The organism is Streptomyces sp. F63 (assembly GCF_018070345.1).
GTDB lineage: Bacteria > Actinomycetota > Actinomycetes > Streptomycetales > Streptomycetaceae > Streptomyces.
In genome coordinates, this window is record NZ_JAGPXX010000028.1 from 1 (window position 1) to 21,415 (window position 21,415).

Sequence of the window (21,415 nt, forward strand, 5' to 3'; positions counted from 1 at the left end):
TCAAGCCCGCTGGACCATGCGCTGGAAAACCGCCCTGAACGCATTCGACATCACCTTCGACGGCCGACTCTCCGCAGCCCGCCAGTAACCCCAACCACCCCGGTTACACCGCTCGTTTGACAGGCCCGGATCTCGACGGGCTGATCGACGAACCGGACATCGCCAATTCAACCTGAGTAGGGGTGAGTTTCTGAGGCGCTCGTTGGGGTACGGCGGGACTCGAACTCGGTGGGACGTGACCGAGCTCGCCGTGGGCGTCGCTGGTTGCCCCAGTCGATGTACTCGGCGACAGCGATCTCGACGTCGTTGATGCCGGTCCAGGGCGCGGTTCAGCGCGCGGGCCGCCCCGGGTCTCCGTCCCCTCCGCCGTCTGCACGGAAGGGGACGGAGACCCGGGGCGGACCGCTACGGGCCCGGGGTCAGCCTCCGGTGCCGGCGGCGGGGCGGTCGGCTCCGCCGGTTCCGGTGGTCCCGTCCGTTCCGGTAACCGCCCCGGAAGCCGCGCCGGAGTCGGCTGCCGTCCGGGCGGCCGGGACGGCCTCCCCCTCGCCGGCGCTGTCCCGCTCCTGAAAATCGATCTTCGTGAACTGCTTGTTCATGTTCTTCATCAGCAGCCAGATGGCCCCGCCGAGAAGAGCGAAGACGATGAAGCCGAGGACGCCGGGCGTCACCTTGTTCTTGTCCAGCTCCTTCGCCAGCGGGACGAGCTGCGTCATGGCCTGGTTGCTCCAGGCGGCGGCCAGGGGGAGGGTGCTGTCGATCGTCATGGGGTCAATTCTCCCGGATGCCCGCGAAGAGGTCGTCCTCGGGGAGGGACGTCTCCACGTGCGACTTCACCAGCTCGTACTCCTCCGTGGGCCAGACCTCCTGCTGGATCTCCATCGGCACCCGGAACCACCCGCCGTCGGGGTCGATCTGCGTGGCGTGGGCGATCAGCGCCTTGTCCCGGACGGGGAAGAACTCCCCGCAGGGCACGTAGGTGGTGAGGGTCCGCTCCTTGCGGGCGAACTCCTCCCAGCGCTTGAGCCACTCCCCGTACGGGGACTCCATGCCGCGGGTCAGCAGCGCCTCGTGCAGCGCCAGGGTGCGGGGCTTGTTGAAGCCCTGGTTGTAGTAGAGCTTCAGCGGCTTCCAGGGCTCCCCGGCCTCCGGGTAGCGCTCGGCGTCCCCCGCGGCGTCGAAGGCCACCATCGAGATCTTGTGGGTCATGATGTGGTCGGGGTGCGGATAGCCGCCGTTCTCGTCGTACGTGGTGATGACGTGCGGGCGGAACTCGCGGATGAGCTTCACCAGCGTCCCCGCCGCCTCGTCCACGTCCTGCAGGGCGAAGCAGCCCTCGGGCAGCGGGGGCAGCGGATCGCCCTCGGGCAGCCCCGAGTCCACATAGCCCAGCCAGGCCTGCTGGACACCCAGGATCTGCCGGGCCTCGTCCATCTCCTTGGCCCGCACCTCGTGGATGTGCTCCTCGATGTAGGGGTCACCCTGGAGCTTGGGGTTGAGGATGGAGCCGCGCTCCCCGCCCGTGCAGGTCGCGACCAGCACGTCCACCCCCTCGGACACGTACTTCGCCATGGTCGCCGCGCCCTTGCTCGACTCGTCGTCGGGGTGGGCGTGCACCGCCATCAAACGCAGTTGCTCGGTCAAGACTCATCCTCGGTCAGTGGTCTCGGCCCCCTCCGCCGCTCGGAGACGGCGCCTTCTATAGTGACCGAAGCGGGAGCCCATTCATTCCACGTTCCCGGGCCCGGAGGAACCACGATGACCGCCACGCGCACCCCCCTCCCCGAGGGCCGGTACGGCCGCTCGGCCGACGAGCGTACCGACCGGGTGCTCAAGGTCACCGGTGCGGTGCTGGGCGCGGGGATGCTCGCCCTGCTCGGCTGGTTCGGTTACTCCTCCGTGACCGGTCAGGAGGTGAGCGGCGAGCTGATCAAGTTCCAGGTGGTCTCGGACGAGTCCGTCGAGGCCCATCTCGAGGTCCGCAAGGACGCCGCCACGCCGGGTCTGTGCACGCTCCGCTCGCTCTCCGAGTCGGGCGCCGAGGTGGGCTGGAAGGACGTCCGCTTCGATGAGCGCGCGGACCGGATCGACAGGGTCGTGACCGTCCGCACCACCGAGCGCGCCACGACCGTGGAGCTCCTCGGGTGCCGGGCCGCACCCCGCGGCTGACCTGCGGCCGGCCTGCGCACACCCGGACGTACGGGTTTTTCTCCCTTCCCTTTTCCGCCGGAATTGTTAGGCTCGTGGTTTCGCCCACCCGTGGAGGCGCAGACCCTTCGGGTAGGGCGTTGCTTTGTATTCCCAGCACGGACGAGGAGCACCTGTGACCCAGACCAGCGACAACGTCACCTGGCTCACCCAGGAGGCGTACAACCAGCTCAAGGCCGAGCTGGAGTACCTGTCGGGTCCCGCACGCACTGAGATCGCCAAGAAGATCGAGGCGGCTCGGGAAGAGGGTGACCTGCGGGAGAACGGCGGTTACCACGCGGCCAAGGAGGAGCAGGGAAAGCAGGAGCTTCGCATTCGCCAGCTCACCCAGCTGCTGCAGCACGCCAAGGTCGGTGAGACGCCGCCGGACGACGGGGTGGTCGAGCCCGGCATGGTGGTGACGATCGCCTTCGACGGCGACCCGGACGACACCACCACGTTCCTGCTCGCCTCCCGCGAGTACGCCAGCTCGGACGTGGAGACGTTCTCCCCGCAGTCGCCGCTGGGCCAGGGAGTGAACGGCAAGCGGGTCGGGGACGAGGCGCAGTACGAGCTGCCGAACGGCAAGATGGCCTCGGTGAAGATCCTGGAGGCCAAGCCGTACAAGGGCTGAGCCGCCGCCCCGCCGCACCCCGTCCCGGCACGTGGAGCCGGAGTGACGCGAGCGGCCGGAAACCGGGCGCACACCCCGGAACGGCGGCACCCGCGCGGCCACACCCGCACAGGGCGGAACCCCCGCCACGGACGACACGTACCGGGGGTTCCGCCTTGCTCGGGCCGCGTCAGACGGCCGCGGAGCGGTACTTCCGCACGGCGAGCGTGCGGAAGACCGCGATGATCAGCACCGACCAGAGGACGGACGCCAGCACCGGGTGCTGCATGGGCCAGGCGTCCGCCACCGGATAGCCGGCCGGAAGGTTGCCGAACAGTTCCCGGCACGCCTGCACGGTCGCGCTGAAGGGATTCCACTCGGCGATGTGCCTCAGGAAGGTCGGCATGTTGTCGGAGGGCACGAAGGCGTTCGAGATGAACGTGAGCGGGAAGAGCCAGATCAGGCCGCCGGAGGTGGCCGCCTCCGGGGTCCGGACGGAGAGCCCGATCAGCGCGCCGATCCAGGAGAAGGCGTATCCCAGGAACAGCAGCAGGGCGAAGCCCGCCAGCATCTTGAGCACGCCCTCGTGGATCCGCCAGCCGACGAGCAGGGCGACCACGGCCAGCACGACGACGGTCAGCGTCGTCTGCACCAGGTCGGCGAGGGTACGGCCGGTGAGCACCGCGCCGCGCGCCATGGGCAGCGACCGGAAGCGGTCGATGAGGCCCTTGTGCATGTCGTCCGCGATGCCGGCGCCGGCCCCCGCCGTGGCGAAGGTGACGGTCTGGGCGAAGATGCCCGCCATCAGGAACTCCCGGTACAGCTCCGGGCTGAGGCTGCCGCCGACGCTGATGGAGCCACCGAACACGTAGCTGAACAGCACCACGAACATGATGGGCTGGATCAGCCCGAAGACGATCATCTCCGGGATGCGCATCATCCGGATCAGGTTGCGCTTGGCGACGACCAGGGAGTCCTTCGCGGACTGGACGATCCCGCCGCGCGGGCGCGGGGCGGCCGTCGCGGTCCTCGTCTCGGTCACGGCGCTCACGTGGCGGCCTCCTCGGGCTGGGCGTTCTCCTCGCCGTGGCTCTCCGCCGCGTGGCCGGTGAGGGAGATGAAGACGTCGTCGAGGGTGGGGCGGCGCAGACCGATGTCGTCGATCTCGACGCCGCGGGCGTCGAGCTCGCGGATGACCTCGGCCAGGAGCTTGGCACCGCCGGTGACCGGGACGGTGATCCTGCGGGTGTGGTTGTCGACGCTGGGCTCGCCCTTGGCGAAGCCGCTGAGCACCTCGCCGGCGGTGGGCACGTGTTCCCGGTCGTGCACGACGACCTCGACGCGTTCCCCGCCCGTGCGGGCCTTGAGCTGGTCGGAGGTGCCGCGCGCTATGACCTTGCCGTGGTCGATCACGCAGATGTCGTGGGCGAGCTGATCGGCCTCCTCCAGATACTGCGTGGTGAGCAGCAGGGTGGTGCCGCCGGCGACGAGCTCCTGGATGATCGACCAGAGCTGCTGCCGGTTGCGGGGGTCGAGGCCGGTGGTGGGCTCGTCCATGAACATCACGGGCGGGCTGACGACGAGGGCTGCGGCGAGGTCGAGACGGCGCCGCATACCGCCGGAGTACGTCTTCGCGGGCCGGTCGGCCGCCTCGGTGAGATGGAAGCGTTCGAGCAGCTCCGCGGCGCGCGCCTTCGCGTCGCGCCCCGTCATCTGGTAGAGCTGGCCGACCATCCGGAGGTTCTCGCGGCCGGTGAGGTATTCGTCGACGGCGGCGAACTGGCCGGACAGGCCGATGGAACGGCGGACTTCGTTGGGGTGCTTGAGCACGTCGATGCCCGCCACGACCGCGGATCCGCTGTCGGGCCGCAGCAGGGTCGTGAGGACCCGTACGGCGGTGGTTTTCCCGGCGCCGTTCGGGCCGAGCAGCCCGAGCACCGTACCTTCGGGGACATCGAGATCAACGCCGTCCAGTGCCCGCACAGCGCCGAAGGTCTTCACCAGACCTTCGGCGTAAATGGCGCCTGGCATGGGACTCTCCTGGTGTTATTGACTTTTTGCGATGAATCGTTCGTTGTGTCGCGTTTCCGCGCCGGGCAGCGGTCAGCCTCCGCGGCCCGGCGCCGGGGAGGGGAGCGGCGAGGTGGCGCGGGGGCCATCACTCTAGCGCACTCACGATATATCGCGTTAGCCGCACCCCCGTGGGTCCATCGGCCTCTCCGTCCCTCCCGTTCGCGACCGTCCCGCCGCCCGCGTCATGGGCACCGCACCGCCCGTCCCTCTCACGGCAGGACCGTGTAACCCGCCTCCCGGATCGCCTCCCGCACCTCGGCGCAATGTTCCGGCCCCTGGGTCTCCAGCCGCAGCTCCACCTCCGCCTCCGAGAGCCCGAGCCGCGGATCCGTCCGGGCGTGGCTCACGTCGAGGACGTTAGCGTCCGCCTCTGACAACACCCCCAGAAGCGTCGCGAGCGACCCCGGACGGTCCGTGAGCCGCAGCCGCAGTGACAGATACCGGCCCGCCGCCGCCATGCCGTGCCGCAGGACGTGCTGCAGCAGCAGCGGATCCACGTTCCCCCCGGAGAGCACCGCCACGACCGGGCCCTCGAAGGAGTCCGGCTCCGACAGCAACGCCGCGACCGGACTCGCACCCGCCGGTTCCACGACGAGCTTGGCCCGCTCCAGGCACAGCAGCAGCGCCCGGGACAGCGCGTCCTCGGTGACCGTACGGACTTCGTCCACCAGTTCGCCAATGATTTTGAAGGGCACGTCCCCCGGCCGCCCCACCTTGATGCCGTCCGCCATCGTGGACGGCGACGCCAGCGCCACCGGATGCCCGGCCGCCAGCGAGGGCGGATAGGCGGCCGCACCGGCCGCCTGCACCCCGACCACCTTCACCCGCGGCCGCAGCGCCTTGACCGCCAGCGCGATCCCCGCCGCCAGCCCACCGCCGCCCATCCCCACCACGATGGTGCCGACCTCCGGGCACTGCTCCAGGATCTCCAGTCCCACCGTGCCCTGCCCGGCGACGATGTCCCGGTGGTCGAAGGGGTGGATGAACACCGCGCCCGTCTCCCGCGCGTACTCCTGGGCGGCCCGCAGCGTCTCGTCCACGACCTGCCCGTGCGTCCGCACCTCGGCCCCGTACTCGCGGGTCGCGGCCACCTTCGGCAGCGGGGCGCCGACGGGCATGAAGACCGTCGACCGCACACCGAGCAGAGAGGCCGCCAGCGCAACCCCCTGGGCGTGGTTCCCCGCACTCGCCGCCACGACCCCGGCCGCGCGTTCCTCCTCCGTCAGGCCCGCGATCCGCACATAGGCGCCGCGCAGCTTGAAGGAACCGGTGCGCTGGAGGTTCTCGCACTTCAGATGGACCGGAGCGCCCACCAGCCGGGACAGATGCCGGCTGCCCTCCATCGCCGTCACCCGGGCGACCCCGGACAGCATCTTGTGCGCGGCGCGCACATCCTCCACGGTGAGCACGGACGGGGCGGCGGACTTGTGGTCCGCGTCACAGCCATTGGTTGCAGCCATGCCGCCAGTCTCGCAGGACCCCCCGGTCACGCGCGCCCCGCTGATCAGCGCACGGGACCGGCGCCCGGTTCGCCCGGCACCCGTACGGCCTCCGTCCCGGCCGCGTAACCTGTGGCCATCCCATCGCCCCTTCACGAAGTGAGCCCAGGCCATGCCCCCCACTCCGGATGTGACGACTCCCCCCGACCGCGGCCTTCTCGACGACCTCCAGCACCAGGTCGCGGTCTTCGCCCGGCGCGCGGAGCAGACCCGGCTCGGCGGCGTCGGACAGGTGCGGAACTCGATGGACCGCGCCGCCTACCTGCTGCTCAACCGGCTCGACCGGGAAGGCCCCATGGGGGTCAAGGCCCTCGCCGCCGGCATGGGCATCGACTCCTCGACCGTCACCCGCCAGGTCGCCCCGCTCGTGGACACCGGCCTGGTCAAACGGGCCTCGCACCCCGAGGACGGCCGCGCCGTCGTCCTCGAACTCTCCCCGCGCGGCCAGGCCCGGCTCGACGAGGTGCGCTCCTCCCGCCGGCAGCTGATGGAGCTGCTCACCGAGGACTGGACGGAAGAGGAACGCACGCTCTTCTGCGAACTGCTCACCCGCTTCAACACCGCGCTCTCCGCCCGCCACCACGCGGTCGCGCCCACCGGGCAGCAGGACGTACCCCGCACCCCGGCCCCGGACGCCCGCTGACGTCCACCGGCGCTCCGCCCGCACCGCGGTACCGGCTTCACCGCGGCACTCCTGCCCCGGCGAGCCGCGGCCGGTGCCCCGGTCCCCGCCGTGGACATGCTCTGCCGACAGCCTCTTGACCGCGCCCCCGGGCTGCCGTCCCATGGAGGGCGGGAGGCGCTGTGCGAGAGCGTTGGGCGGAGCAGGACCGCCGCCGGGCCCGGGAGTTCCACGCGTTCGTCGCGGGCGCGGCCGGCCGGCTGCTGCACACCGCGACGCTCCTGACCGGTGACCGGGCCGCTGCCGAGCGGCTGTTGACCGCCGCCCTGGCCCGCACCTACGCCGGATGGGACAAGCTGCGCGGCGACGACCCGTACGACCTCGCACGCCAGGAGCTCGCCGCCCGCTACGCGAACACCGCCTGGCGCCGGCGCAGGCCGCGCGGCGGGGTCCTCGACGGACTCACCGCGCAGGAGCGGCTGGTCGTCGTCCTGCGTCTGCGCGAAGGAGTTCCCGAGGAGCAGGCCGCGGCGCAACTGGGGCTGCCCGCCGACCGGGTGCGCGCGACCTGCCTGCGCGCCGTCTCCCGGCTGCGCTCCTCGTCGCGCGCGGGGCCCACGACCGGGGCGGACGGGCCGGAGTGGTCCGGGGCGAACCCCGCGCACGGCGCACGGCGCCGGATCGGCGGCACAGGCCGGGCCGACGGAGCAGGCCGGGCCGACGGAGCAGGCCGGGCCGACGGAGCAGGCCGGGCCGACGGAGCAGGCGGAGAAGGCGACGCAGGCCGGGCCGACGGCACCGGCAGGGAAGGCGGCACCGGCGGAGTGGACGGCGCAGGCGGAGCAGGCCGCACAGGCCGGGCCTCCCCCCGCCCCCGCCCGCCCGTGGCCGGGGAGAGCGGGCCGTGAACCGGCCCGGCCCGCCCGGCTTCCCCGGCCCGCCCGGCTTCCCCGGTCCGCCCGGCCCTCCCGAACCGTACGGACTCCCCGATCTCTCCGGCATACCGGACCACAAGGAGGAGATGGTCCGGCGGATGCTCGACGGACCGCACCCACCGGTTCCCCCGGGCCTGGGCGCACGGGCCGCGGCCCGCGGAAGGCGCGCGGTGGCGCGCCGCCGGATGCTGCACGTGCTGGTGCTCGTCCTCGCGGGCGCGGTCGTCGGCGCTCTTCTGGTCTGGGCGGCCGTCAGCCAGCCCTGGTCCCCGCCCGAGATCACCACCCCGCCGGTCGAAGGCCTGTGAGGGCGAACCGCGCTGCCCGCGCACCGAGCGCGTACGCCCGGCGCGCGAGCAGCGCGGAACTCGGCCCGGCCGCCCCGGCCGCCCCGGTCAGCCCAGCGCCTGCGCCAGGTCCGCCAGCAGATCGTCGGCCGCCTCGATCCCGACGGAGAGCCGGACGAGATCGGAGGGCACCTCCAGCGCCGAGCCGGCCGCCGAGGCGTGCGTCATCCGTCCCGGGTGCTCGATCAGCGATTCGACGCCGCCCAGCGACTCCCCGAGGGTGAAGAGCCGGGCCCGGTCGCAGACGTCCACCGCCGCCTGCTCTCCGCCCGCCACCCGGAACGACACCATGCCGCCGAAGCCCCGCATCTGCTTGGCGGCGGTCTCGTGTCCGGGGTGGCCGGGGAGGCCCGGGTAGAGCACCCGCGTCACCTTGGGGTGCGCGATCAGCATCTCGGCGACGCGCTCGGCGTTGGCGGTGTGCCGGTCCATGCGGACGGCGAGGGTCTTGATGCCGCGCAGCACCAGCCAGGCGTCGAACGGCCCGGCGATGGCGCCCATCGCGTTCTGGTGGAACGCCAGTTCCTCGCCGAGTGTGTCGTCCCCCACCACCAGGGCGCCGCCGACCACGTCGGAGTGCCCGCCCATGTACTTCGTGGTCGAGTGGACGACGGCGTCCGCGCCCAGGGCGAGCGGCTGCTGCAGATACGGGCTGGCGAACGTGTTGTCGACGACCAGCCGGGCACCGGCGCCGTGCGCGACCTCGGCGACGGCGGCGATGTCGGTGATGCCGAGCAGCGGGTTCGACGGGGTCTCCACCCACACCACCCGGGTGCGGGGGGTGAGCGCGGCCCGCACGGCCGCCGGGTCGGAGGAGTCGGCGACCGACCACTCGACGCCCCAGCGCTCGACCACCTTGGCGAACAGCCGGAAGGTGCCGCCGTAGGCGTCGTTCGGGATGACCACGTGGTCCCCGGGCTTCAGCAGCGTCCGGAGCAGGCAGTCCTCGGCGGCCAGCCCGGAGGCGAAGGCCAGCCCGCGGCGGCCGCCCTCCAGTGCCGCGAGGTTCTCCTCCAGGGCTGTACGCGTCGGGTTGGCCGAACGGCTGTACTCGTAGCCGCCGCGCAGCCCGCCCACGCCGTCCTGCTTGTACGTGGAGACCTGGTAGATCGGCGGGACCACGGCACCGGTGGCCGTGTCGGCCTCCTGGCCCGCGTGGATGGCAAGGGTCTCGAAGCTCGTGGCTCCGTGCTGCTGGTGCTGGTCGCTCATGGGCCCGAGAGTAGTACCCGGGAGGGCCGCGCCCGGAACTTGAGCGCACCACCCGCGAGTAGAGAGAGTGGGGGCGCGACACTGGTAGTGCGCCCCGCCGCCCGAGCCCGCGCGCGGGCGGCCCGATCCGCCACCGTGACGGCACAGGACACCGACAGGACCTCCATGGACATGCTTTTCCTCCTCCTCGCCCTGACCATGATCGGCGCTGTCCTGGTCGTCTTCCTGCGGCGCATGCGCGGCGGCGCGCAGGCCACGGGGGCTTACGGCGCCGCCACCGACCCGGAGCGCTACGGCTTCGCCCCGGTGGAGCGGCTCGACGTCAGGCTGCCCGGCCCCGACCAGGAGCTGAGCGAGACGCTGAACGAACTGGTGCGCACCCAGGACTGGCGCCCGGCCCAGCGGCTGCTCGCCGCCACCGCGGACCCCGAACTGCGCTGGCAACGGGTGCAGAGCCTGGCCGGGGCGGCCTCCCACGAGCTGGCGGAGCGGCCCGGCGAGGGCGGCCGGTGGCTGCGGACCTGGCGGGTCGAGGCCCCGAAGGACGCCGGGGCCGCGGTGGTGCACGCGGAGTTCCTGGTCCACCAGGCCCGGCAGACGGCGGCCGTCTCCGGCACCGGCTCGGACGAACACCGGATCATCCTGGAGGAGGCGCGCTCCGTGTGCGCCGACGCCGCCCTGCTCGCGCCGGGCGACCCCACCCCGTACATCGTCGAACTGGCGATCGCCCGCGGCCTCGGCTACCGGCAGGCCGACTTCGAGGAGCTGTGGAGCACCGTCACCGCGCGCGCCCCGCACCACATGGGCGCGCATCTGGCCGCTCTGCACTACTGGTGCGCGAAGTGGCACGGCTCGAAGGAACTCGCCGACGCCTTCGCCCAGCGCGCGGCGGCCGCGGCCCCCGAGCGCAGCCTGCTGCCCGCGCTGCCGCTGTTCGCGGTCTTCGAACACCTGCCGGAGGTCAACACCGTCCGCAGCCTCTACCAGAGCGATGTGGTCACCAAGGCGATCGAGGGCGCCCTGTACGCCGTCCGCGGCGCGCCCGCCGACCACCCGGTGCTGCCGCACGTCCGGCACCTGCTGCTGTGGTTCCTGGTGCGCGCCGAGCGCTGGGCGGACGCGATGGAACAACTGGCGCACGTGGACGGCCATGTGGGCGCGGTCCCGTGGTCGTACGGCGCGAACCCGGCGGCGGAGTACGCGGCCCACCGCGCCCTGGCCGTCGCCGGCTGGGAAGCCGCGGGCGGCACCCCGGCGACGATGCCGCGCTGACCCGGGCCGGGCCCCGCACGGGCGTCCCGCTCCCCGAACGGAAGGCGGGAACGGCGCGGCCCTATGATGCTCCCTCCCGGGCGGCGAAAATCCGTTCGCCCCCCGGTGAATCCGGGGGGACACCGTCCATGGAAACAGCGCGCATCGTCACCTTCGTCGTGGTCGGCCTGATCGTTGCCGCCTGGCTGAGAAGGACCAGGGACAAGCACGGTCTCGACTTCGCCGCAACCGGTACCGCCGCCCCGCTGTCGCCGCGGGAAGCAGAGCTCGGGCTGCTGCCGGCCGAACGGCAGGACACCGAGCGTCCCGGGCCCCGCCCGGAGCTGACCCCCGTCCTCGACGCGGCGGCCAAGGGCGACTGGCAGCCCGCCGCCGCTCTCCTCGCCGGCACCCACGGAGACTGGGAGCGGCGCATGGTCTGCGTGGACGGGCTGGCCCAGGCGGCGATTCGCGACGACGCCTGGCTCAGAGCGTGGCGGGCCGCGCGGCCCGAGGACCCGGCAGCCGCTCTCGTCCAGGCGAACACCACCACGAAACTCGCGTGGAAGGTCCGCGGGCCCCGTATCGCTCAGCACACGACCGCGCAGCAGTTCGAGGGTTTCCACGACCTGCTGGTGCGGTCCCGTGAGCAGATCGCGTACGCGGCGTCACTGGCCCCCGAGGACCCGTCGCCGCACGTGGTGGAACTCTGGACGGCTCTGGGCCTCGGCTACTCGCACGACCAACTGCGCTCTCTGTGGTCCCTCATCACGGAGCGGGCCCCCCACCACTACGCCGCCCACTACGCCGCCCTGCAGTACTGGTGCGCGAAATGGCGCGGATCCGAGGATCTGGCGCGCGAGTTCGCGGCCCGCGCCGCCGCCTCGGCGCCCCGCGGCAGCCTGCTGACGCTGCTGCCGCTGATCTGGTGGTACGAGCACAAGGACGACACCGCACGCAGCGGGGACTACCGGACCGCCGCCCTCACCACGCAGGTGAACGCCGCGCTGGAGGACGTCGCGGCGGCACCGGCCGACCACCCTCGTCTCCCGGAGGCCCGGCACCTCCTGGCCTGGTTCCTGGTGAAGCAGAAGCGCCACACCGCCGCCCTGGAACAGTTCCTCCTGGTGGACGGCTACGTGGACGCCCTGCCCTGGCGCTACCACACAAATCCGGCAGCGGTCTACTGCGCGGCCCGTGAGATCGCGGTCCGCCGCAGCCGCAAGGAGACCCCCAGGACCCGCCGCGCCCAGGACTGACCTCACGGGGCACCACACCAAGCGAAGCCCTGCCGGCCCCTGCGTGCCTGCTGCGAACCGCGAAGGAGCCCGGTCCGCCCGCCCCCCTTCCGCACCGCCGGCGGGCCCCGGACAGGCACAGGCACAGGCACAGGTACAGGTACAGGCACCGGATGCGGCACCGGATGCGGAATCCCCGGCCCGCGCCGTACGTTCTCCGGAGCGGACACCACAGCCGAGGAGCGCACCTGATGTTCTGGACCCGCACGCCGCAGCTGCCCACCCCCGAACAGGCCCTCGAAGGCCGCCCCGAACCGGGGTACACGGTCCCCGACCGCCACACGGTCCTCGGCAACCCCCTCCTCGGCCCGTACCCGGAGGGGCTGGAGATCGCCGACTTCGGCCTCGGCTGCTTCTGGGGTGCCGAACGCAAGTTCTGGCAGACCCCGGGCGTCTGGACCACGCTCGCCGGCTACCAGGGCGGCTACACGCGCAACCCCGCGTACGAAGAGGTGTGCAGCGGCCTGACCGGCCACACCGAGGCCGTCCGCGTCGTCCACGACCCGCGGGCCGTCTCCTACGACGCCCTGCTCAAGCTCTTCTGGGAATCCCACGACCCCACGCAGGGCTTCCGCCAGGGCAACGACGTCGGCACCCAGTACCGCTCGGCGATCTACACCCACTCCCCCGCCCAGCAGGCGGCCGCGGAGGCCTCGCGCGACGCGTACCAGGCCGTCCTGACGGCCCGCGGCTACGGCACGATCACCACGGAGATCCTCCCGGCCGACACCCGCCCCTTCTACCCGGCGGAGCCGTACCACCAGCAGTACCTCGACAAGAACCCGAACGGCTACTGCGGCATCGGCGGCACGGGCGTCAAGCTGGGTGACCCTTCGGAAACCAACTGGGGCCGCTCCTGCCCGACGGGGATCGCACCTACGGAGGAGTGATCCGCCACACCTGAGCCCCGCGGCCGACCGTCCCCCCGCGAGCCGCGCTGGGCCCTTTTTCAGTCGAAGTCGCAGTTCATAACACTCCGCGGCCGTGCGCTCACTACGATCCGTCGCATGGCGACTTCGGGGGTAAGAAGCAAGAAGCTCGGTGGACTGGGCCAGTGGTGGGGAGTTCTGGTCGGCTCCTTGTTGATCGCGGCCTGGATCAACAAGGCGGCCGGACCGGTCGTGATTGTTCTGCTATCCTCCGGCGTCCTGCTCTGGTGCTTCTTCCAGGCACCAGTGACATGCCAGGCTGAGGTACGAGGACGTACAGACGGCTGCCGCAACAACGCGTCTGGTCTCCTCTTGGGCTGTCACATTCGGCAACACCGTTGGCAGAAGCTCAAGATGCTCGTCGTTCGCCGCCAAGTGCGGGCGTTCTGCTCAGGGTTGTTCTCCGACGGCAAGGCAACGGTCGTCACACTGGCCGGACTCGGCAGTTTTGCCTCCGGCCTTGCTGCGTTCATCCCTGGACTCGCCGACTGACGAGCGTTGACTGCCCCCGAGACGCTGCCCCGAGGATCACCCCAGGTACGGCCTCTCCCGGTGCTCCAGGAAGTGCCGGACGCGGAGCCGCTGCGTGTGGTGCATCGGGAGGGCGTCGATCTCGTCGGGGCTGACGAACCGAAGCTCCGTGGACTCGTCCGAGATGGCCAGCTCCCCGCCAACGATGCGCGCGGTGAAGCACACGTTGAACTGCCTCCGCACCTCCCCGTCCGTGTAGGCGATCACGTGGCGGGGATCGGTGTAGGTGCCCACCAACCCTGTGATCTCCACGTCAAGGCCGGTCTCCTCCTTCACCTCCCGGACGGCCGTGCCCGGCAGGGAGTCGGCCATCTCCATGCCGCCGCCCGGAAGTGCCCACAGATCGTTGTCGCGGCGACGCTGGAGCAGGATGCGCCCCTGGTCGTCGGTCACCACGGCAGAAGCGGCGACAACAAGGCTGTTCGGCTCGGGTGCGTCTGGGGCGTCGTAGTACTCGGTACGCGACAGAGGTCAGTCCTCCTGTACGGGCTTCGCCGTCTTCCATACCGCGTCGAAGCTCTGGGCGTAGGTGTCGAAGATCCCGCCGTCACCATTGCGACGCAGATGCCAGACAGGTGCTCCGTAGGCGTTCACTCCCCACACATGCGCATTGGCCAAGAGCTGATCGTCTGCCCGGTAGACGGAGTTGTAAAGCGTCGTCTCGTGAGTTCGGATCTCGATGCCCGGCACTCCGATCAACGACCGGTAGTGCATCAGAGCCAGCTCACATCGGGACTCGATGCCGTGGCCGAACCGTTCCTCCGCGCCACGCTGCCGGACGTTGTCACTCTCGGGATCCCCCAGTGCGATCCGCACGGAGCATCCTTCGGCGGCGCGCTCGCGGAGCAACTCGTTGAGCCGGGGGTACGCCTCGTGCAGGAAGATCGCCGCGTAGACGAGGACGTCGATGTTCTCGCGGGCCTGGGCGAACATGTCGGTGAACGCCGACACCGGGACGTCGGCTCGCTGGTCGTACAGAGCGACCAACTCAGGACTGACAGCCCGGGCAGCACGAGCCTGCCGGAGCGCCGGCCAAAGAGCTTGCACGTCTTCTCCTAACGTCTCCGCCGCCAGCAGGGCCGTTGCCCGTCGAGGTGTTCGTCCCAGATTGACCCATCGCTCAACGGACTTGGGATCCACCTCGGCCTTCGCTGCGAGGGTGGCGTAGGTCCACCCTCCGGCTGCCATCGCGGCTCGAAGCCTCTCGTTCGGCATCGCAGTCTCTCCCCAGAACTCAGGACTTTGCTAGGGACGTTCTACCGCTACTGGGACGTCCCCAAATGGGTTTTGGAGGAGGTTTCCACGTCCTGGTCACCGGCGTGATCCTCCCTGCATGAGCGACAAGGGAGCCCCGGAAGTGGGCACGCTGACGCTGGATGTCAAGAGCGGCCGCGTCGGGCGGGTGATGGATCACTTGGGGTCACGGGTGCAACTACGGCCGCCAAGCGGCGGGATGGAATGGGACGCGCGACCGGAGGACTTGCGCCCGATCGATACCTCGGAACTCCTGGCCGCTCGGGTGGCTGAGCGCAACGCCAACAGTGGAGGCAGGCTGTGACCCGCGCGATCTTCCGCCACATCAGGTGGACGATGGCACGGGAGACGGCCCGGGAAGCACCCGAGATGGTGCACGAGCTGGAATGCACGACGTGCCACGCGGAGTCCAGCCCTGCGGATGACTTCGAGACCGTCCGCAACTGGGCCTTTGCCCACACGAGCGGCAACCCGGCACACCGCGGATATCGCGAGACTGTGACGCGGTTCTGGCGCATGACGCCGACGGACGGTGAGCGCCCGTGAGACAGCGAATACTCAGCGTCCTGATCGTCGCCTTCTGGACAGCGGCCGTGGTGCCGCTCGCCGTGATCAGCACACCCTGCAACGGCTGACCCAAGACATGTGAGACCGGACCACCCCTGGCCTGGACAGCATCCGGGGTGGTCCGGCCCGGAGCCCTCGCGGACCCCGGTGCCGGGGGTACTGGGGCCGCTGTCATGCCCGTGACCGGCGGGCGGGGCGGCCCAGGTGCTCAACGACAGCTTCTGGGAATGAAGTTCTGTGCAGCACGATCCGATGGACCCGGACTTCAGCGGTGAAGGTCTGGACCCGGACGGCTGGGTGTGGGTGCAGGGTGTGGACTACGTGGCCGGCTGGCGGAGTGCCACGGACGCAGCGGCAGAACTGATGGCCGCCGTGGCTGAGGCGGGCGTTGACATATCCGGGTTCGAGTCTCGGGCGGACACGGCACCTGACGGCTCGGGCATCGTCCGGCTGGCGATTCCCGTAGAGGCGGCACGCGCGATTGCAGCCGTTGCGCGCAGGGGGAACACCGAGTTGGCGCCAGGCAGGCTGACCGGCCTGCGGCAACCAAGTCGTACGGCCTGGAAACAGCTTGGGAATCACCGGCCACTTGGGCTGCAAAATGGCCCCTGACCTGCTGGAACGATCCGATTCGGTGACCGTGACACAACTCGTTGCTGACCGTGGTTGACCGCAGTTCGCTCCCCAATCAGGCACGCATCGGGCACGGCTGCTCCAGCCGGGGAGAGAACTGCACAACCCACACGCTTTCCAACTGTGTTGGAGCGCTTGGAGCCCGCGTACGGGGGCGTTCACCTGCGTTCATGGGCGGTCGGATGGTGTGGCAGCCAGGGTACGCGGTCCGTGCTGAACGTCCGTGAACGGGACTGAATGAGACGGAAACTGAGACGGCGCCGCGGATCGGCACGCTACCGTGTCGGGCGTGTGCCACCCAGCAGGGACCAGCTCGTATGACCTGGGAGAGAGTGCGCCGACCGCCCCGGATCTACGGTCTGGACATGGCCCGGAACATGGTCCGCTCGCGAACCATCCCGTGGCTCGGCACCGGTTCGAGCGTTCGCTCCTTTCGCACGAGGACTGCGCAGCCGCAAGTGTGGGGACAAACCTGGCGGACGTGCTACGGCCGGGTTCTTGCCAGATGGAGGCGGGCGAGTATGGCATTCATGCAAGAAATTCTGGTGTCACTTGTGGCCAGTTCTGTGTTCGTAGCCCTGGCCTGGACGTTGTCGAAAACCGCACGCCGGGTTCTGCGTGGTGTGGCGGCTCATCTGCTGCGTCTGGACGTGGAGGAGGTTTTTGCGGGTGGTAGTGACGTGGCCGCCGATCTCACGCGGGAGTTGAGCAAGTCCCGAGAAGTGGCAATCCTGACGAGCCGGGGCATGGACTTGCAGCGCGGCCCGTTCCAAGAATTGTGGAGGCGTTGTCAGGCAGGCAGGTGCCGCTGCCGGATACTCCTGCCGCGTCTAGACGTGCCGACTGGCGAACGGGACTGGATCAATGACCGGGAGGAGGAGCTGCAGGCGTTCGATACATCATTCAGTGCGGGGCAGTTGCGCCGCCAGATTACCTCTACTCACGATTACCTGGCGCCGCTCGCGGCGGGAAGAGTTGAGGTGCGTGGCTACAACTTCCCGCATTTGGCCCGCGTTGTTCTGACCGAACGGGCCGTGTATGTGACGCGCTACCGAGCAGACGAGCACGGTTGGAACACACCTGTGTACAAGTATCGCCGGGGAGAGACGTACGACCTGTGGACCCGCGTGTTCACGAAGCTCTGGCAGGAGAACCCGACCGGCTGACTGCCACTCGCGGGACAATCGGAATGCAGCCGTGCCATGGACGTTTGTCAACCTGCGCACCCAGCTTGGGAAGCCTGGGTCATGGACGGACGGTTGCTCAGCTGGCCTGCGGCGGATCCGGAACGGGGGCCAGGTGGTTGCCGACTGGTTCCCCGCCGTTCCCCGTGGTTCTCCGCGAGACCTGGCACTCATCTGGCACGTCTGTCCGGTGCCTCGCCAGCAGTTGGCAGGGCGCGAGAGTGCTTCTCGTACGCCTCTACGATGCGAGCCATGGGGACCTCCGATTCCGCACCGCTCATACGCGCCTGTCGGCTCGCGGTCGCGACCGTCGATCAGGCGGAGGTGGCGAAGGCCCTCGGCTTGGCGGACATACGGGAGACCACCTGGGCCGACGGGGCGGAACTGATCGACGGGGTGGCACACGACGAGGAGGAGCGGTTCTCTGCAGTCGTCGTCATCCCACCCACGCGGGGGTGGACCGTGGTCGTCACGCGGACCCGGGCAATGGCACGTCGGGTCGGAGGTACCGTCAGACCAGCGGCGGCTTGCGTCACTTGAACGTCTTGCGCCGTGCGGCGGGCGGTACCGGCTGAACGCCGAACTCCCCCGGCGGTATCCGCAGCGCTGCTCCACGCAAGAATGCTGTCGCCATACCGTGTCTCCGCTCGGGCGATCGCCACACGGGCGGTGGCCTGAGCCCGGTGGAGGATGACGATCGTGTCCCTGACGGCAGCACATGACCGGCTTGTCGAGGTGTTCGGCGCCGACGGCGTGGTCCGGGCGCCTGATGCCCCGGTCCTCCATGAGGAGTCCCGGCGCTGGCTGGCCGAAGTCGGCGTGCCGCGGCAAGCAGGTTCCATGCGGCTCGACCCGGACCCGCCGGGTGGACTGCGCACTGTCGCGTCACACTTCACTCCCGGTGCCGAACTGCCGCCGGGCGTCGCCGAGATGCTGGTGATCGGGGAAGTGGTGGACCCCGAGGAGCAGGGCGCGGTGGCGTACGACCCGGACACAGCGCAGCGCAAGGTGCTGCTCGACCCGGTGAGCGGACGAGTGCACCTCGTGTGCTTCTTCGTCGAGGAGAATTCGGCCGGCTTGCTGGAGCTGCTGGCACCGGGCCTGTCGATGCTGGTCGCTTTGTCCTCCGATGTCGAGGAGTTGCGCACCGAGCGCGGCGAGTTCGCCCGCTTCGCCGGCCGTTTCGGGCCGGAGGTGGTTGCCGAACTCACCCGGCTCATGCTGGACCGGGTGCGGAGCCGCGGTCCGGAGCTGCTGCGATGCGTCCGCGATGTCTCCCGGCTCTGGCATATCGAGGCACGGATACGGCCGCTCGCCAAGATCGCCGGGCCTGGCGAGGGTTTGCTGCTCGACCTGCCGGACGGCTTCCTGGCCGGGGCTTTCGGCGCGGACGACGTGGTGTGCTTCCCGGACGAGGATGTTCCGGCGGTGCTCACTCACGAGCCGACCAGGCGCTTCCTCCGTGAACAGGGGCTGCCACGGGACGCCGGGTGGTTCACGGCCCGGGACGAGGAACGTCCCCTGAGGTCGCTGTGGGACCACTGGTTCGCGGATGACGACGCGGATCCGGATGAGGCCCCGGCGAACGTCCACGAGCTGGTGGTGCTCGGATACCTGATCGACGACATCGATCTGGTGGTCGAGGGACCGACCGGCCGCATCCTGGGCTGGTACGGGCCGGAGGCAACACTGCGGGTGGTCAACACCGATGTGTCCGGACTCGCCTTCACCACCTGGCTGTGGCACCAGGAGCAGGCACTCGACCGGGACGAGCGTCTCACCGATTCCTACGAGGAGCTGGCCACCACGATGACGGAGGTCCTTGCCCGCGTCGACCCGGCGGCGTGCGAACCCACGGGCGCCGAAGACGACTTCAGGTACTGGTCGGAAGTCTTTGCCGACGAGGGCGGAGGCGGACTCAGCGCGGGCTGAGGCCATCCGCGTGATCTGGCGTCACGCCCTCACGTTGCCGCGCCGTCTCGCCGAAGCCGGCGTGCCGGGCCGGAGGCCTCGTCCGTCGTCTTCCACGGGCTGACACCCGGCTTCCCGGTGGGGTGCCCGGACCCGGGTCCGGGTCCGGGTCCGGGTGCGGGTGCGGGTCCGGGTCCGGGTCCGGGTCCGGGTGCGGGTCCGGGTGCGGGTCCGGCTACGGATACGGCCCGTTGCATGCCTGTCGAGGGGGTGCATGGGCGGCGAGTGCCGGAGCCCGGCGGGCCCGGGCGCGGTCCCGTTCCGCGGTGGCCGGGTGGGCCGGACGGAGCAGTCCGGCGGGGTCCCGCCCCGCGCAGCGTGCACGCTGGTCCGGGAAGGACACGGCGTCACGGGCCGGGCCCCGGCCCCGGGTGGCTTCGAGCCGCCCCCGGATCCCGGTGTGCCGGCGGCGCACGCCGTGCGGAAACGAACCGGACGCTGGGCGGAGCGTGAGACGACTGGGCGGAGCGTGAGACGGCTGAGCGGATCTGAGGCGGCCGGGCGGAGCGTGAGACGGCTGACCGGAGCGCGACGAGCCGGCGGACGGGCCGGGGACGCAGGCGCGGCCGGTCCCGGGTCCGGTGACCGCGCCCTGCTCGTCCCCCTCGCCCTGCAGAACTTCCTGATGACGTACAACGCGACCGCCATGAACGTGGCCCTGTCGGCCGTGGTCAGGGATCTGCACACCTCGCTGACCGGCGTGCAGTCGGCGATCTCGCTCTACGGCCTGGTGGTGGCCGCGTTTCTGATCACCGGGAGCAAACTCGGTGCGCGCCACGGGTACCGGCGCACCTTCGTCCTCGGCGCGGAGATCTTCGTCCTGGGGACGCTGGTCACCGCCGTCGCGCCGAGTCTGGTGTTCCTGCTGGTCGGCTGGTCGCTGCTGCAGGGGGTGGGTGTGGCGCTGATGATCCCGGCGGTGCTGTCCCTGCTCACCCACGCCTCCAGCGGGGCCTCCCGTACCAAGGCCTTCTCCGCGGTCGGGACGGCGGGCGGTATGGGCGCGGCGGCCGGTCCGATCCTGAGCGGGGTGATCACCAGTTATGCGAGCTGGCGGGTGTCGTTCATCCTGGGTGCAGTGATCACGGGGACCGTCGTCCTGCTCCTGCGCCGGGCGCGGGCTCCCGAACCGCCCCCGGTGTGCGACCGGCGTTTCGACGTCCCGGGTGCGGTGCTGTCCGCCGTGGGCTGCGGACTGCTCGTCATCGCGACGCTCCTGGCGGGGCGGTACGGCCTGTTCGAGGCCCGGCAGGATTTCGAGGTGCTGGGCCGCACGCTGCTGCCCCGTGGCGGCCTGTCCCCCGTGGTCGTGCTGGCCGGCCTCGGGCTGCTGGTCCTCGTCGCGTTCGCCGGCTGGGAACTCCGTGTCGTCAGGAGGGGCAAGGATCCGGTGGTGCGTGTCTCCGTGCTGCGCGACCGGACGATCCGGACCGGTTCGGCGGCCCAGGCGATGCAGTTTCTGGTGCCCGTCGGTGCCCTCTTCCTGGTCCCGGTCTTTCTGCAGACCACGCTCGGACTGGACGCGCTGTGGAGCGGGCTCGTCCTCCTCCCGACGGCCGGGGGCCTGCTGGTGGCCGCCTCGCTGGCGGCCAAGGCGATCGCGGGAGGACGGATGCGGCATCGCACCGCCCAGATGTGGTCGTTCCTGTGCATGCTCGCCGGCTGCCTGGTGATCGGTGCCCTCTTCGTTCCCCGTGAGCAGAACGCGCTGGTCATCGGGCTGGCATTCGCACCGGGGCTCTTCCTCATCGGGCTGGGCCAGGGGCTGGCCACGACGACGGCCGACCTGATCCAGTCGGTTCCGCCGGAGCGGGAGGTGAGCGACGTGACCGGGCTCTCCCGCAGTGGCAGCTATCTCGGCAGTTCCCTCGGGGTCGCCCTGGCCGGCGCCTTCCTGACCACGGCCCTGGTCCATTCCTTCGAGGCCGAGACGGAGAAGAGCTCGGTGCTGACCGCCCGCCAGAAGCAACTGGTCGTGAAGACGCTGGAAGAGCAGGTGCACGTCACGGCGGCGAGTGACAGCAAGGTGCGGGCGAAGCTCCGTTCCCAGGGCGTCACCGGTGATGCGGCGGACGAAATCGTCCGCATCAACGTCCGGGCCCGGGAACAGGCACTGACCTTCGCCGTCGCCGGTATGGCCGTGCTGGCCGTCGGCGGTCATCTGGTGACACGGCGCCTGCCGCGGGTGCGCGCCCGCGGCGGGCGTCCGGAATGACCCGCGGCGGGCGCCTGCCGCGGGCTGTCCCCGGGCGGCGCGGACGGCGGCCTGGAGGAACCCCGCCGGACGGTGCGTGCGTCCGGCGGGGCCC

At 70.7% G+C, this 21,415-nt stretch carries 22 protein-coding genes and 1 pseudogene; 14 read left to right on the forward strand and 9 right to left on the reverse strand.

Features of this window, described 5'->3' with window-relative positions; genetic code table 11:
• Positions 1-419: 419 nt before the first annotated feature.
• Together KBZ10_RS29695 and mca are read right to left on the reverse strand one after the other, a co-directional pair.
• Positions 420-767, reverse strand: a complete 348-nt coding sequence (locus KBZ10_RS29695) for a hypothetical protein (protein WP_247702826.1) — start codon at positions 765-767, stop codon at positions 420-422.
• A 4-nt stretch (positions 768-771) separates the two neighbouring features.
• Positions 772-1,644: a mycothiol conjugate amidase Mca gene (mca, locus tag KBZ10_RS22785; RefSeq protein WP_210989571.1), complete on the reverse strand. Its 873-nt coding sequence runs from the start codon at positions 1,642-1,644 to the stop codon at positions 772-774.
• Positions 1,645-1,758: 114 nt separating this feature from the next.
• Here mca and KBZ10_RS22790 point away from each other — a divergent pair, with 114 nt between their 5' ends.
• Together KBZ10_RS22790 and greA are read left to right on the forward strand one after the other, a co-directional pair.
• Positions 1,759-2,169 carry a DUF4307 domain-containing protein gene (locus KBZ10_RS22790; RefSeq protein WP_210989572.1) on the forward strand — a complete coding sequence of 137 codons (411 nt, stop codon included), beginning with the start codon at positions 1,759-1,761 and terminating at the stop codon, positions 2,167-2,169.
• Between the two features lie 154 nt (positions 2,170-2,323).
• Positions 2,324-2,821, forward strand: coding sequence for a transcription elongation factor GreA (gene greA / locus KBZ10_RS22795; RefSeq protein WP_210989573.1), 498 nt, complete (start codon positions 2,324-2,326; stop codon positions 2,819-2,821).
• Between the two features lie 169 nt (positions 2,822-2,990).
• On the opposite strand, the gene KBZ10_RS22800 is transcribed toward greA, so the two are convergent.
• The 3 genes from KBZ10_RS22800 to ilvA all read right to left on the reverse strand — a co-directional run bounded on the left by KBZ10_RS22800 (position 2,991) and on the right by ilvA (position 6,333).
• Complete coding sequence (locus KBZ10_RS22800) at positions 2,991-3,851, reverse strand: ABC transporter permease (protein WP_210989574.1); 861 nt, start codon at positions 3,849-3,851, stop codon at positions 2,991-2,993.
• On the reverse strand, positions 3,848-4,831 hold the full coding sequence (locus tag KBZ10_RS22805; protein WP_210989575.1) for an ATP-binding cassette domain-containing protein: 984 nt from the start codon (positions 4,829-4,831) through the stop codon (positions 3,848-3,850). Before KBZ10_RS22805 ends, KBZ10_RS22800 begins: the two co-directional genes overlap by 4 nt.
• Positions 4,832-5,082: 251 nt before the next feature.
• A complete protein-coding gene (ilvA, locus tag KBZ10_RS22810; RefSeq protein ID WP_210989576.1) occupies positions 5,083-6,333 on the reverse strand; it encodes a threonine ammonia-lyase in 1,251 nt (416 codons plus the stop codon).
• 151 nt (positions 6,334-6,484) lie between these two features.
• On the opposite strand from ilvA, the gene KBZ10_RS22815 reads away from it, so the two are divergent.
• From KBZ10_RS22815 to KBZ10_RS22825, 3 genes and pseudogenes are all read left to right on the forward strand, one after another.
• On the forward strand, positions 6,485-7,015 hold the full coding sequence (locus KBZ10_RS22815) for a MarR family winged helix-turn-helix transcriptional regulator (RefSeq protein WP_210989577.1): 531 nt from the start codon (positions 6,485-6,487) through the stop codon (positions 7,013-7,015).
• A 161-nt stretch (positions 7,016-7,176) separates the two neighbouring features.
• Positions 7,177-7,629 (forward strand): annotated as a pseudogene (locus KBZ10_RS29700) (sigma factor-like helix-turn-helix DNA-binding protein); the annotation flags it as partial.
• A 269-nt stretch (positions 7,630-7,898) separates the two neighbouring features.
• Positions 7,899-8,237 carry a hypothetical protein gene (locus KBZ10_RS22825; RefSeq protein WP_307847562.1) on the forward strand — a complete coding sequence of 113 codons (339 nt, stop codon included), beginning with the start codon at positions 7,899-7,901 and terminating at the stop codon, positions 8,235-8,237.
• An 87-nt stretch (positions 8,238-8,324) separates the two neighbouring features.
• On the opposite strand, the gene KBZ10_RS22830 is transcribed toward KBZ10_RS22825, so the two are convergent.
• Positions 8,325-9,488 (reverse strand): cystathionine gamma-synthase, encoded by a 1,164-nt coding sequence (locus tag KBZ10_RS22830; protein WP_210989579.1) that lies wholly within the window; start codon positions 9,486-9,488, stop codon positions 8,325-8,327.
• Between the two features lie 165 nt (positions 9,489-9,653).
• Between KBZ10_RS22830 and KBZ10_RS22835 the strand changes: the two genes are divergently transcribed.
• The 4 genes from KBZ10_RS22835 to KBZ10_RS22850 all read left to right on the forward strand — a co-directional run bounded on the left by KBZ10_RS22835 (position 9,654) and on the right by KBZ10_RS22850 (position 13,458).
• Complete coding sequence (locus tag KBZ10_RS22835; RefSeq protein ID WP_210989633.1) at positions 9,654-10,760, forward strand: hypothetical protein; 1,107 nt, start codon at positions 9,654-9,656, stop codon at positions 10,758-10,760.
• 128 nt (positions 10,761-10,888) lie between these two features.
• Positions 10,889-11,998, forward strand: coding sequence for a hypothetical protein (locus KBZ10_RS22840; protein ID WP_210989580.1), 1,110 nt, complete (start codon positions 10,889-10,891; stop codon positions 11,996-11,998).
• 230 nt (positions 11,999-12,228) lie between these two features.
• Positions 12,229-12,927 carry a peptide-methionine (S)-S-oxide reductase MsrA gene (gene msrA, locus KBZ10_RS22845; protein ID WP_210989581.1) on the forward strand — a complete coding sequence of 233 codons (699 nt, stop codon included), beginning with the start codon at positions 12,229-12,231 and terminating at the stop codon, positions 12,925-12,927.
• A 117-nt stretch (positions 12,928-13,044) separates the two neighbouring features.
• Positions 13,045-13,458 (forward strand): hypothetical protein, encoded by a 414-nt coding sequence (locus tag KBZ10_RS22850; protein ID WP_210989582.1) that lies wholly within the window; start codon positions 13,045-13,047, stop codon positions 13,456-13,458.
• A gap of 36 nt (positions 13,459-13,494) precedes the next feature.
• On the opposite strand, the gene KBZ10_RS22855 is transcribed toward KBZ10_RS22850, so the two are convergent.
• Positions 13,495-13,965, reverse strand: coding sequence for an NUDIX domain-containing protein (locus KBZ10_RS22855; protein ID WP_210989634.1), 471 nt, complete (start codon positions 13,963-13,965; stop codon positions 13,495-13,497).
• Between the two features lie 3 nt (positions 13,966-13,968).
• Positions 13,969-14,712: a helix-turn-helix domain-containing protein gene (locus tag KBZ10_RS22860; protein ID WP_210989583.1), complete on the reverse strand. Its 744-nt coding sequence runs from the start codon at positions 14,710-14,712 to the stop codon at positions 13,969-13,971.
• 118 nt (positions 14,713-14,830) lie between these two features.
• Between KBZ10_RS22860 and KBZ10_RS22865 the strand changes: the two genes are divergently transcribed.
• From KBZ10_RS22865 to KBZ10_RS22875, 3 genes are all read left to right on the forward strand, one after another.
• A complete protein-coding gene (locus tag KBZ10_RS22865; RefSeq protein ID WP_210989584.1) occupies positions 14,831-15,055 on the forward strand; it encodes a hypothetical protein in 225 nt (74 codons plus the stop codon).
• A complete protein-coding gene (locus KBZ10_RS22870; RefSeq protein WP_210989585.1) occupies positions 15,052-15,297 on the forward strand; it encodes a hypothetical protein in 246 nt (81 codons plus the stop codon). The genes KBZ10_RS22865 and KBZ10_RS22870 overlap by 4 nt, the downstream gene beginning before the upstream one ends.
• A 1,175-nt stretch (positions 15,298-16,472) precedes the next feature.
• Positions 16,473-17,117, forward strand: coding sequence for a hypothetical protein (locus tag KBZ10_RS22875; RefSeq protein WP_210989586.1), 645 nt, complete (start codon positions 16,473-16,475; stop codon positions 17,115-17,117).
• Positions 17,118-17,449: 332 nt separating this feature from the next.
• Here KBZ10_RS22875 and KBZ10_RS30110 read toward each other — a convergent pair whose 3' ends face one another.
• The gene (locus KBZ10_RS30110) at positions 17,450-17,575 is read right to left on the reverse strand and encodes a hypothetical protein (RefSeq protein ID WP_282107869.1); all 126 of its coding nucleotides are present in this window, start codon (positions 17,573-17,575) and stop codon (positions 17,450-17,452) included.
• Between the two features lie 250 nt (positions 17,576-17,825).
• Between KBZ10_RS30110 and KBZ10_RS22880 the strand changes: the two genes are divergently transcribed.
• Together KBZ10_RS22880 and KBZ10_RS22885 are read left to right on the forward strand one after the other, a co-directional pair.
• Positions 17,826-19,067 (forward strand): SUKH-4 family immunity protein, encoded by a 1,242-nt coding sequence (locus tag KBZ10_RS22880; RefSeq protein ID WP_210989587.1) that lies wholly within the window; start codon positions 17,826-17,828, stop codon positions 19,065-19,067.
• Between the two features lie 547 nt (positions 19,068-19,614).
• Complete coding sequence (locus tag KBZ10_RS22885) at positions 19,615-21,321, forward strand: MFS transporter (protein WP_210989588.1); 1,707 nt, start codon at positions 19,615-19,617, stop codon at positions 21,319-21,321.
• The last annotated feature ends 94 nt before the right edge of the window (positions 21,322-21,415 follow it).

Coding starts and splice junctions, on each gene's coding strand:
- KBZ10_RS29695 (WP_247702826.1), bottom strand. CDS start 767: ATGACGATCGACAGCACCCTCCCCCTGGCCGCCGCCTGGAGCAACCAG.
- KBZ10_RS22790 (WP_210989572.1), top strand. CDS start 1,759: ATGACCGCCACGCGCACCCCCCTCCCCGAGGGCCGGTACGGCCGCTCG.
- KBZ10_RS22805 (WP_210989575.1), bottom strand. CDS start 4,831: ATGCCAGGCGCCATTTACGCCGAAGGTCTGGTGAAGACCTTCGGCGCT.
- ilvA (WP_210989576.1), bottom strand. CDS start 6,333: ATGGCTGCAACCAATGGCTGTGACGCGGACCACAAGTCCGCCGCCCCG.
- KBZ10_RS22815 (WP_210989577.1), top strand. CDS start 6,485: ATGCCCCCCACTCCGGATGTGACGACTCCCCCCGACCGCGGCCTTCTC.
- KBZ10_RS22830 (WP_210989579.1), bottom strand. CDS start 9,488: ATGAGCGACCAGCACCAGCAGCACGGAGCCACGAGCTTCGAGACCCTT.
- KBZ10_RS22835 (WP_210989633.1), top strand. CDS start 9,654: ATGGACATGCTTTTCCTCCTCCTCGCCCTGACCATGATCGGCGCTGTC.
- KBZ10_RS22840 (WP_210989580.1), top strand. CDS start 10,889: ATGGAAACAGCGCGCATCGTCACCTTCGTCGTGGTCGGCCTGATCGTT.
- msrA (WP_210989581.1), top strand. CDS start 12,229: ATGTTCTGGACCCGCACGCCGCAGCTGCCCACCCCCGAACAGGCCCTC.
- KBZ10_RS22850 (WP_210989582.1), top strand. CDS start 13,045: ATGGCGACTTCGGGGGTAAGAAGCAAGAAGCTCGGTGGACTGGGCCAG.
- KBZ10_RS22860 (WP_210989583.1), bottom strand. CDS start 14,712: ATGCCGAACGAGAGGCTTCGAGCCGCGATGGCAGCCGGAGGGTGGACC.
- KBZ10_RS22865 (WP_210989584.1), top strand. CDS start 14,831: ATGAGCGACAAGGGAGCCCCGGAAGTGGGCACGCTGACGCTGGATGTC.
- KBZ10_RS22875 (WP_210989586.1), top strand. CDS start 16,473: ATGGCATTCATGCAAGAAATTCTGGTGTCACTTGTGGCCAGTTCTGTG.
- KBZ10_RS30110 (WP_282107869.1), bottom strand. CDS start 17,575: ATGACGACGACTGCAGAGAACCGCTCCTCCTCGTCGTGTGCCACCCCG.
- KBZ10_RS22880 (WP_210989587.1), top strand. CDS start 17,826: ATGACGATCGTGTCCCTGACGGCAGCACATGACCGGCTTGTCGAGGTG.